The following is an 8,986-nucleotide window of genomic DNA, read 5'->3' as shown; positions in this document are numbered from 1 at the left end:
GGCGAACTGCTGCCCGAGGCGTCCGACGACTCCGAGGAGGCGCGGCTGCGTCGGGTGCTGAATTCGGTTCCGGTGGAACGGTTCCGGCAGGCCGGACTGCTGGAGGCGCTGCTGCGGCTCGCCGAACCGGCCGCCCCGGCGACTCCCGCGCCGACCGCCCCCGACCGGCGCGAAGCGATCAAGACCATGGACGTGGCGGAGCTGATCCGCATGGCTCGCGACAAGGATTGACAACGGTGACAACGGAATTCGACGACCTCGTCGACGCACTGCGCAGCACGCTGCTGGACAACGAGACCCTGCGGCAGGAGAACAAGCGCCTCACCGACGCCGCGGACGAACCCATCGCCATCATCGGCATGAGCTGCCGCCTGCCCGGGGCGGTCACCTCCCCGGAGGAGCTGTGGCAGCTGCTCGACGACGGCCGCGACGCCATCGCACCATTTCCGCCCGACCGCGGCTGGGTGATCGAGGGTGAGTACTCCGGCACGGTGGAGGGCGGATTCCTCGGCGACGTTGCCGATTTCGACGCCGACCTGTTCGGGATCTCGCCCCGCGAGGCGCTGGCCATGGACCCCCAGCAGCGGCTGCTGCTCGAAGGGGCCTGGGAGGCACTCGAACGCGCGGGACTCGCACCCGACAGTCTGCGCGGCGAGCAGGTCGGGGTGTACGTCGGCGGAGCCTACTGCGGGTATCTGGACACCCTCGCCGCCGCGGAGACCCCGGGCGTCGGCGGGTTCCTGCTCACCGGCAACACCACCAGCGTCATGTCCGGGCGCATCGCGTACGCGCTCGGGCTCGAGGGGCCCGCGCTGACCGTCGACACCGCCTGCTCCTCGTCGTTGATAGCGATCCACCTGGCCTGCAACGCGCTTCGGCGCTCCGAATGCGCGCTGGCCCTGGCCGGGGGTGTCTCGGTCATGCCGGGGCCGGGCCTGTTCGTGGAATTCGCCCAGCAGGGCGGGCTCGCCGCGGACGGGCGCTGCAAACCGTTCTCCGCGGCGGCCGACGGCACCGGCTGGTCGGAGGGGGTGGGCATGCTCGTCTTGGAGCGGTTGTCCGATGCCCGCCGACACGGGCATCCGGTGCTGGCGGTGGTGCGCGGCAGCGCGGCCAATCAGGACGGCGCGTCCAACGGCCTGTCCGCGCCCAACGGGCTGTCGCAGCAGCGGGTGATCCGGCAGGCCCTGGCCGCGGCCCGGCTCAGCGCCGCCGAGATCGACGTGGTCGAATCGCACGGCACCGGAACCAGTCTCGGCGATCCCATCGAGGCGCAGGCGCTGCTCGCGACCTACGGCCAGCATCGGGATCGGCCGGTGCTGCTCGCCGCGCTGAAGTCCTATATCGGCCACACCCAGACCGCGGCCGGGGTGGCGGGGGTGATCGCCACGGTGCTGGCCATGCGGCACGGGCGGATTCCGCGGATCCTGCACCTGGACGCCCGCTCGCCCCACGTCGACTGGTCGGCGGGCGCGGTCGAACCGCTCGCCGAGCCGCGGGCCTGGCCCGACACGGGCAAGCCGCGCCGGGCCGCGGTGTCCTCCATGGGAATCAGCGGCACCAACGCGCACCTCATCCTCGAACAGGCCCCGCCCGTAGGGGTCTCCGAGGTCGCGACGGGCGAGGCCGTCCCGGACCGTCCGGGATACCCGCTGCCCTACCTGATTTCGGGTCGCAGCCGGGAGGCGCTGCGCGCACAGGCGGTGCGGCTGCGGCCACTGGCCCACCGGGCCGACGCCCTCGACATCGCCTACTCGCTGGCCACTTCCCGTGCGGCACTGGAACATCGGGCCGTCATCGTGGCCGACGACGCCGAGGGTCTGGTGGCAGCCTTGGACGCGCTGGCTTCCGGCGGCACCGCCGTCGAACTCGTCGACGGCGTGGTGCGGCCCGGTCGGCTCGCGTTCCTGTTCTCCGGTCAGGGCGCGCAGCGCGCGGGCATGGGACGCGGACTGTACGGCTCGTCCCCGGTGTTCGCGGCGGCACTCGACGAGGTGTGCCGAGCCTTCGACGACGTCCGCGGCGCGGGCTCGCTGCGGGAGGTGCTGTTCGCCGACGACGGTCCGATCGACGAGACCGAGCACACCCAGGCCGGGCTGTTCGCGATCGAGGTGGCGCTGTTCCGGCTCGCCGAACACTGGGGCGTGACACCGGATTTCCTGATCGGCCACTCCATCGGCGAGATCGCCGCCGCACACGTGGCGGGCGTGCTGTCGCTGGCCGACGCCTGCACCCTGGTGAGCGCCCGCGGCCGACTGATGGGTGCCCTGCCCGCGGGCGGGGTCATGATGGCGGTCCGGGCCTCGGAAGCGGAACTGGTGCCGCTGCTCGTCGACGGGGTCAGCATCGCCGCCGTGAACGGACCCGAGTCCGTCGTGCTCTCCGGTGACGAAGAAGCCGTGACGAAGGTGGTCGGCGACCGGAAAGCCAAGCGGCTGAACGTCTCCCACGCCTTCCACTCCGCGCGTATGGAGCCCATGCTCGACCGGTTCCGGCAGGTAGCCCAGGGACTGACCTACGAGAAGCCCCGAATTCCGCTGGTATCCAACCTGACCGGCGAACTCGTCGACTCCTACGACGCCGACTACTGGGTGCGGCACGTGCGCGAACCCGTGCGGTTCCACGACGGCATCCGGCGACTGCACGGGCTGGGCGTCGCCACCTTCGCCGAACTCGGACCCGACGCCGTCCTGGCGGCCATGGGCCGCGACTGCGTCCCCGCCACCGCCGACGCGGCCTTCGTACCCCTGCTGCGACGCGACCGGGACGAGGGCACCGCCCTGATGACCGGACTGGCTCGACTGCACGTCCGAGGCGTCGGAATCGACTGGCAGCGGGTGCTTTCCGGCGGTCGGCGCATCGACCTGCCCACCTACGCCTTCCAACACCGCCGCTACTGGCCGGATGGGTCCGTCCAGGTTTCGGTGCAAGCCAGCGCGCCGACCACCGCCCTCGACTCGCCCGACATGCTGCGGCAGCGGCTGGCCGAGACCACCGACCCCGAGCAGGTGATGTTGGATCTGGTGCTCGACCACGCGGCTTTCGTCCTAGGCCACGACGATTCGGAATCGGTCGCGCGCGACCGGGAGTTCCTGGAACTGGGGCTGAGTTCGATCTCGGCGGTCGAGCTCCGCGACCGCCTGGCGCGGGTCACCGGCCTGGAACTGTCCAGCAGCATGTCCTTCGACCACCCCACGCCCGGCGAGCTCGCCAAGCACCTGCTGGGCGCGTTCACCGGAACCGGCACCGCGACAACGCAATCGGGTGGGATGCTGGGCCGACTCTGGCAGGACGCCAACCGCGTCGGCCAGGCCACCGAATTCGCTCTGAGCCTGGTGGAGATCTCCAAGTTCCGGCCCAAGTTCGAGGAGCCCTCGGAATTCGGTGGCACGCTGCGCATGACGCGACTCGCCCAGGGCGATGCCCGGCCGGGTCTGATCTGCTGCTGCACCTTCTCGCCGCTGTCCGGGGCGCACGAATACGCGCGTTTCGCCTCGATCTTCCGCGGCCGACGCGACGTGCACGCACTGGTCAACCCCGGCTACGCGGCCGGTGAACTGCTGCCCGCCAACTTGGCCGCCAGCGTGCGCCTGCAGGCCGAAACGATCCTGCGCCACACCGACGGTGAGCCTTTCGTGCTGGTCGGGCATTCTGCAGGCGGTCTCATGGCCAATCAGATCTGCCGTCGGCTCGAGGATCTGGGCGCGGGCCCGCAGCGCGTGGTGCTGATCGACACCTACTCGCCCGACAGCCCGGTCATGGCGGCGTGGAGTGACGCCCTCATGCTCGGCACCCTCGAGCGCGAAGGCGCGTACACGCCGATGGACGATCACCGAGTGACCGCGGGCGCGTGGTTCACGCCGCTGCTGGCGACCTGGAAGCTGGCCGACATGAACGCGCCGGTCCTGCTCGTGCGCGCGGGAGAACCGACCGGCCCGTGGCCCGAGGGCGAAGATTGGCATACGACTTGGGATTTCCCGCATACGGTCGTGGACGCCCTGGGCAACCACTTCACCATGATGGAAGAACATGCCGAAGTGGTCGCCCGCGCGGTCGACGACTGGCTCGGTGTCGACGTGCCGTGAGTATCGGCTATGACCCGGTCTGCGCCGCGGCCAAGACGCGGCGCAGGTTGGCGATCACCGTCGCGGCCTGGTCGTTCAGATAGAAATGCCCACCCGGATAGGTGTGCAGTTCGAATCCGCCCGTGGTGTGACGGGCCCAATCCTGTGCCTCGTCCAGGGTCACCCGCGGATCGTCCGTGCCGATGTGCGCCGAGATCGGCACCCGCAAGGGCGCGCGCTCGGTGTACCGGTAGGTCTCCACCGCCGTGTAATCGGCGCGCAGCGCATCGAGAATCAGCTGCCGCATCTCCGGATCGGCCAGCGCGAGCGGATCGGTGCCGCCCAGCGCATTCAGCTCGGCGAGAATCCCGTCATCGGTCCGCGTGTGCACGTTCTCCACCCGCACCCGAGACGGTGCCCGCCGCCCGGAAACGACGAGCGCCGCAGGCTCGCATCCCTTGTCGGCCAGCCGCCCCGCCACCTCGAACCCCACCAACGCCCCGAGACTGTGCCCGAAAATCACCAGCGGCCGATCCGTCCACGCCAGCAGTTGCTCGGCCACCGCGTCCGCGAGCTCCCCGACACTCTCGAACGCCTTCTCCAACCGCCGATCCTGCCGCCCCGGATACTGCACCGCCAAGACCTCGCACCCGGGTGCCAACGCCCGCGCAACCGGCAGAAAATAACTGGCCGACCCACCCGCGTGCGCCAGACAAGCCAGCCGAACCCCGGCTTCCGGCGCCGGACTGAACCGCCGAATCCACCGCTGATTCATCTCACCCACCACAACCATCCCGACATACCTCCCGAACGACTCCACCGCCACCGTAATCGCCGACGCACCGTCGGCACGACCATCGTCATCGATTGGTCATCTCGAATCCCACCTCGCCGACGCGTCCCGCGCGGAAGATTGATGGTTGTGCCGGACATTGCCGCATCGACCGAAGATGTCGAACCCGCTGAGCGGGAAGACTATTGGCATCATGTGCTGGGCGATACGTTCGCTCCGGTGAATCTGGAGGGCTGGGATTTCTCCCCCGAGCCGACGGCGCGGCTGGAGGGCACCTTGCGCGGGCGGCTGTTGTTCGCCGAATTGACCGCGAGCCCGCACGTCCACCGGCGGACCGCGCAGTGCATCCGGCAGTCGGATGCGGCGTTCTTCCAGATCGCGGTACTGACCGAGGGGGAGGCGGCGCTGGAGCAGGATGGGCGGGTGGCCGCGCTCGCACCGGGTGATTTTGTGGTGTACGAGAATTCGCGGCCGTTCACGTGGACGTTCACCCGGCCGTGGTCGGTGTCGGTGCTGTCTGTGCCGTCGGATGCGGTGGCGCTCAGCGAGATCGAGCGCCGGGCGGCCAGTGGGCGTGCGCTGTCGGGGCGGGACGGTCTGTCCGGGGTGGTCGGTAGATTCGTGCTCGATCTGATTCGGCACGGTGGGGAGGTGGCGGAGGAGCGGTCCGAGGAAATACTCGCGCGCACCACCGATCTGGCGTTGTGCCTGCTCGCCACACCCGACTCGGCCGGGCACGCCGACGCCGCGCAGCGGAGTCTGATGATGCGAATCAAGGCGCATATCGAGCAGCATCTGGCGGATCCGACGTTGTCGCCCGGCGAAATCGCTGCGGCGGTGAACATTTCGACGCGGTACCTGCACAAGCTGTTCCAAGCCGAGCACGAGTCGGTCGCGCTCTATATCCGCCGTCGCCGCCTGGAGTGCGTCCGAGCGCAACTCGTCGATCATCGGCTCGCCCACCTCAGCATCGCAACCCTGGTGCATCGCAATGGATTCGGCGACATCAGCGGCTTCAACCGGGCCTTCCGCGCGGCCTACGGCGTCAGTCCCGGCGAGATGCGCCGCGGCTACCCGACTGCCACCTGAGCACGCGGTGCGCTCTCGCCCGGATCGTGTGCGCGACAGTCCAAGTCGGAACGGCGGGCGGCGGCCGACGATGTGACGGAAGTTCCCCCGGGGTGTGCGACCAGCCACCCCGCCTAGAGAAGAGGTTGCCATGAGCAAACCGACAATCGTTCTGGTGCACGGCGGATTCGTCGACGGCGGCGGCTGGCGCAAGGTCTACGACGAGCTCACCCGCGACGGCTACCCCGTACGCGTGGTCCAGAACGCCACCAAATCCCTCGCCGACGACGCCGCGACCACCCGCCAGATCCTCGACGGCGTCGAAGGCGACGCGGTCCTGGTCGGCCACTCCTACGGCGGCGCCGTCATCACCGAGGCCGGTACCCACGAGAAGGTAACTGCCCTCGTCTACATCACCGCCTTCGCCCCCGACAAGGACGAATCGGTCAACACCCTCATCGCCGGATTCCCCCAGGACGCCCCCCAACCACCGATCCTCCCCCCGATCAACGGCTACCTCTTCCTCGACCGCGCCAAATTCCACGACTCCTTCGCCGCCGACCTCCTCACCCCCGACGCCACCTTCCTAGCCGACTCCCAAGTCCCCTGGGGCCTCGACGCCCTCGGCGGCCCCATCACCAACCCCGCCTGGCGCACCAAGCCCAGCTGGTACCTCCACGTCACCGACGACAAAATGATCCCACCCCCCGCCCAACTCTCCATGGCCGAACGCATAGGCGCCACCCTCGCCCAAACCCCAGGCAGCCAAGCCATCTACATCTCCCAGCCAACAGCCGTAGCCAACCTCATCCGCACCGCCGCCGAAGCGACGTAGCCGATCGCAACACCGTTGGCCTGCCGACAACCGTTGGTAGGCCAACGGCCCGTGGGGAGTGGTTGCGCTGACCCGGGTAAAATCGGTGGTTCTTGTGTGTCGGCACGGCACACAATCGATGAGTTACCGACCCGCATCCGCGCTGCACCCGAGGAGACGCTTGTGATCACCGCGACCGACCTGGAGGTCCGGGCCGGAGTCCGCACCCTACTGACGGCGCCGGGGTCGGCGCTGCGGGTGCAGGCCGGTGATCGGATCGGGCTGGTGGGCCGCAATGGCGCGGGGAAGACCACGACGCTGCGGATTCTTGCCGGTGAGGGTGAACCATACGCGGGCAAGGTCATCCGTTCGGGCGAAATCGGTTATTTGCCGCAGGATCCGAAGGAAGGCAACCTCGAGATCCTGGCCAAGGATCGGGTGCTCTCGGCGCGCGGGCTGGACTCGCTGCTGCGGGAGATGGAAAAGCAGCAGGCGCTCATGGCCGAGGTGGCCGATGAGAAGGAGCGCGACAAGGCGATCCGCAAGTACGGGCGGCTCGAGGAGCGATTCTCGTCGCTGGGCGGGTATGTGGCCGAGAGCGAGGCCGCGCGGATCTGCAATAGCCTCGCGCTGCCGGACCGGGTGCTCAATCAACCGCTGAAGACGCTCTCCGGTGGTCAGCGTCGTCGAATCGAGTTGGCGCGCATCCTGTTCAGCGCCTCCGACGGCTCCGGCGGCAAGTCCGACACCACGCTGCTGCTCGACGAGCCCACCAACCACCTCGACGCCGACTCCATCAACTGGCTGCGCGGGTTCCTGCAGAACCACGACGGCGGTCTCATCGTCATCTCCCACGATGTCGAACTGCTCAACGACGTGGTGAACAAGGTGTGGTTCCTCGACGCCGTGCGCGGCGAGGCCGACATCTACAACATGGGCTGGAAGAAGTACCTCGACGCCCGCGCCACCGACGAGCAGCGCCGCGTGCGCGAGCGCGCCAATGCCGAGAAGAAGGCCTCCGCCCTCAAGCAGCAGGCCGCCAAGCTCGGCGCGAAGGCCACGAAAGCCGCTGCGGCACACCAGATGGTCAAGCGCGCCGAGCGCATGCTGGCCGAGGCCGACGACGTGCGCGTGGCCGACAAGGTGGCGCGCATCAAGTTCCCCGAGCCCGCGCCCTGCGGCAAGACGCCGCTCATGGCCACCAATCTGACCAAGCTGTACGGCTCGCTCGAGATCTTCACCGGCGTGAACCTGGCCATCGACAAGGGCAGTCGCGTGGTCATCCTCGGCCTCAACGGCGCGGGCAAGACCACCATGCTGCGGCTGCTGGCGGGCGTGGAGACCCTCACCGCCGGGCAGATCGACCCGGGCCGCGGCCTGAAAATCGGATATTTCGCCCAGGAGCACGACACCCTCGACGATCAGGCCACGGTGTGGGAGAACATTCGCCACGCCGCCCCCGACGCGGGCGAACAGGATCTGCGCGGTCTGCTCGGCGCGTTCATGTTCTCCGGTCCGCAGCTCGACCAGCCCGCGGGCACGCTCTCCGGTGGTGAGAAAACCCGTTTGGCACTGGCCGGTCTGGTCTCCTCGGCCGCGAATGTCCTTCTGCTGGACGAGCCTACGAACAACCTCGACCCGGTCTCGCGTGAGCAGGTGCTCGATGCGCTGCGCAGTTACGCGGGCGCGGTGGTGCTGGTGACCCACGATCCGGGCGCGGCCGAGGCGCTCAATCCCGAGCGCGTGATCATGCTCCCGGACGGCACCGAGGACCACTGGTCCCAGGATTATCTGGAACTGATTCAGTTGGCGTGACACTGATCACACGGTTTCGTTGATCACAGGCATCCGAGTCTCTAACCTGGAATGAGGCGCCCACGGCGACTCGGAGGATAGCCATGAGTGACAGGCCCGCACAGGGTAAAGCCGTATTGGGTAAAGGCACGCGCGTCACCGGGAAGTCCCGAGATCGCCTGCAATCCCAGCTCAAGAAGCAGTACGAGGCCGGGGCGAGTATCCGGTCACTAGCCCGAGAAACCGGGCGGTCGTACGGCTTCATCCACAACGTGCTGGTGGAGTCGCATGTGCAACTCCGCAGTCGCGGCGGTGCCAACCGCCGCAAGGCTGCCAAGGCCGGCAAGTAGCGTCGTTCCCGTTCCGGGAGTGGATTGCAGGGTCTCGACCGGCGAAAGCCGGTCGACGACTTGCGATTTCGGACGATTCGCGATGACGCGCGGCCCACGCGAG

5 protein-coding genes and 1 pseudogene are annotated in these 8,986 nt (G+C 68.7%); 5 read left to right on the top strand and 1 reads right to left on the bottom strand.

What is annotated here, in order from left to right:
- Nucleotides 1-233: 233 nt before the first annotated feature.
- Nucleotides 234-4,052: pseudogene (locus VMT40_RS24785) on the top strand (type I polyketide synthase); the annotation flags it as partial.
- A 40-nt stretch (nucleotides 4,053-4,092) separates the two neighbouring features.
- Here the strand turns inward: VMT40_RS24785 and VMT40_RS24780 are convergent.
- On the bottom strand, nucleotides 4,093-4,857 hold the full coding sequence (locus tag VMT40_RS24780; protein ID WP_326361131.1) for a thioesterase II family protein: 765 nt from the start codon (nucleotides 4,855-4,857) through the stop codon (nucleotides 4,093-4,095).
- 123 nt (nucleotides 4,858-4,980) lie between these two features.
- Here VMT40_RS24780 and VMT40_RS24775 point away from each other — a divergent pair, with 123 nt between their 5' ends.
- The 4 genes from VMT40_RS24775 to VMT40_RS24760 all read left to right on the top strand — a co-directional run bounded on the left by VMT40_RS24775 (nucleotide 4,981) and on the right by VMT40_RS24760 (nucleotide 8,883).
- Nucleotides 4,981-5,946 carry a helix-turn-helix domain-containing protein gene (locus VMT40_RS24775; protein ID WP_326361129.1) on the top strand — a complete coding sequence of 322 codons (966 nt, stop codon included), beginning with the start codon at nucleotides 4,981-4,983 and terminating at the stop codon, nucleotides 5,944-5,946.
- Between the two features lie 130 nt (nucleotides 5,947-6,076).
- Nucleotides 6,077-6,760 carry an alpha/beta fold hydrolase gene (locus tag VMT40_RS24770; RefSeq protein WP_326361127.1) on the top strand — a complete coding sequence of 228 codons (684 nt, stop codon included), beginning with the start codon at nucleotides 6,077-6,079 and terminating at the stop codon, nucleotides 6,758-6,760.
- A 162-nt stretch (nucleotides 6,761-6,922) separates the two neighbouring features.
- Entirely contained in the window at nucleotides 6,923-8,554 is a 1,632-nt protein-coding gene (locus VMT40_RS24765; RefSeq protein ID WP_326307549.1) for an ABC-F family ATP-binding cassette domain-containing protein, read from the top strand.
- Nucleotides 8,555-8,637: 83 nt separating this feature from the next.
- Nucleotides 8,638-8,883, top strand: a complete 246-nt coding sequence (locus tag VMT40_RS24760; protein WP_033087059.1) for a helix-turn-helix domain-containing protein — start codon at nucleotides 8,638-8,640, stop codon at nucleotides 8,881-8,883.
- Nucleotides 8,884-8,986 lie beyond the last annotated feature (103 nt).

This window comes from Nocardia sp. CDC160 (assembly GCF_035818795.1).
Taxonomy (GTDB): domain Bacteria; phylum Actinomycetota; class Actinomycetes; order Mycobacteriales; family Mycobacteriaceae; genus Nocardia.
The sequence above is the reverse complement of the archived record's forward strand: the minus strand, read 5'-3'. Positions and strand labels throughout refer to the sequence as shown.

What these genes read in the sequence shown, in the direction of transcription:
- VMT40_RS24775 (WP_326361129.1), top strand. Translation starts at nt 4,981, where the DNA reads ATGGTTGTGCCGGACATTGCCGCATCGACCGAAGATGTCGAACCCGCT.
- VMT40_RS24770 (WP_326361127.1), top strand. Translation starts at nt 6,077, where the DNA reads ATGAGCAAACCGACAATCGTTCTGGTGCACGGCGGATTCGTCGACGGC.
- VMT40_RS24760 (WP_033087059.1), top strand. Translation starts at nt 8,638, where the DNA reads ATGAGTGACAGGCCCGCACAGGGTAAAGCCGTATTGGGTAAAGGCACG.
- VMT40_RS24780 (WP_326361131.1), bottom strand. Translation starts at nt 4,857, where the DNA reads ATGGTTGTGGTGGGTGAGATGAATCAGCGGTGGATTCGGCGGTTCAGT.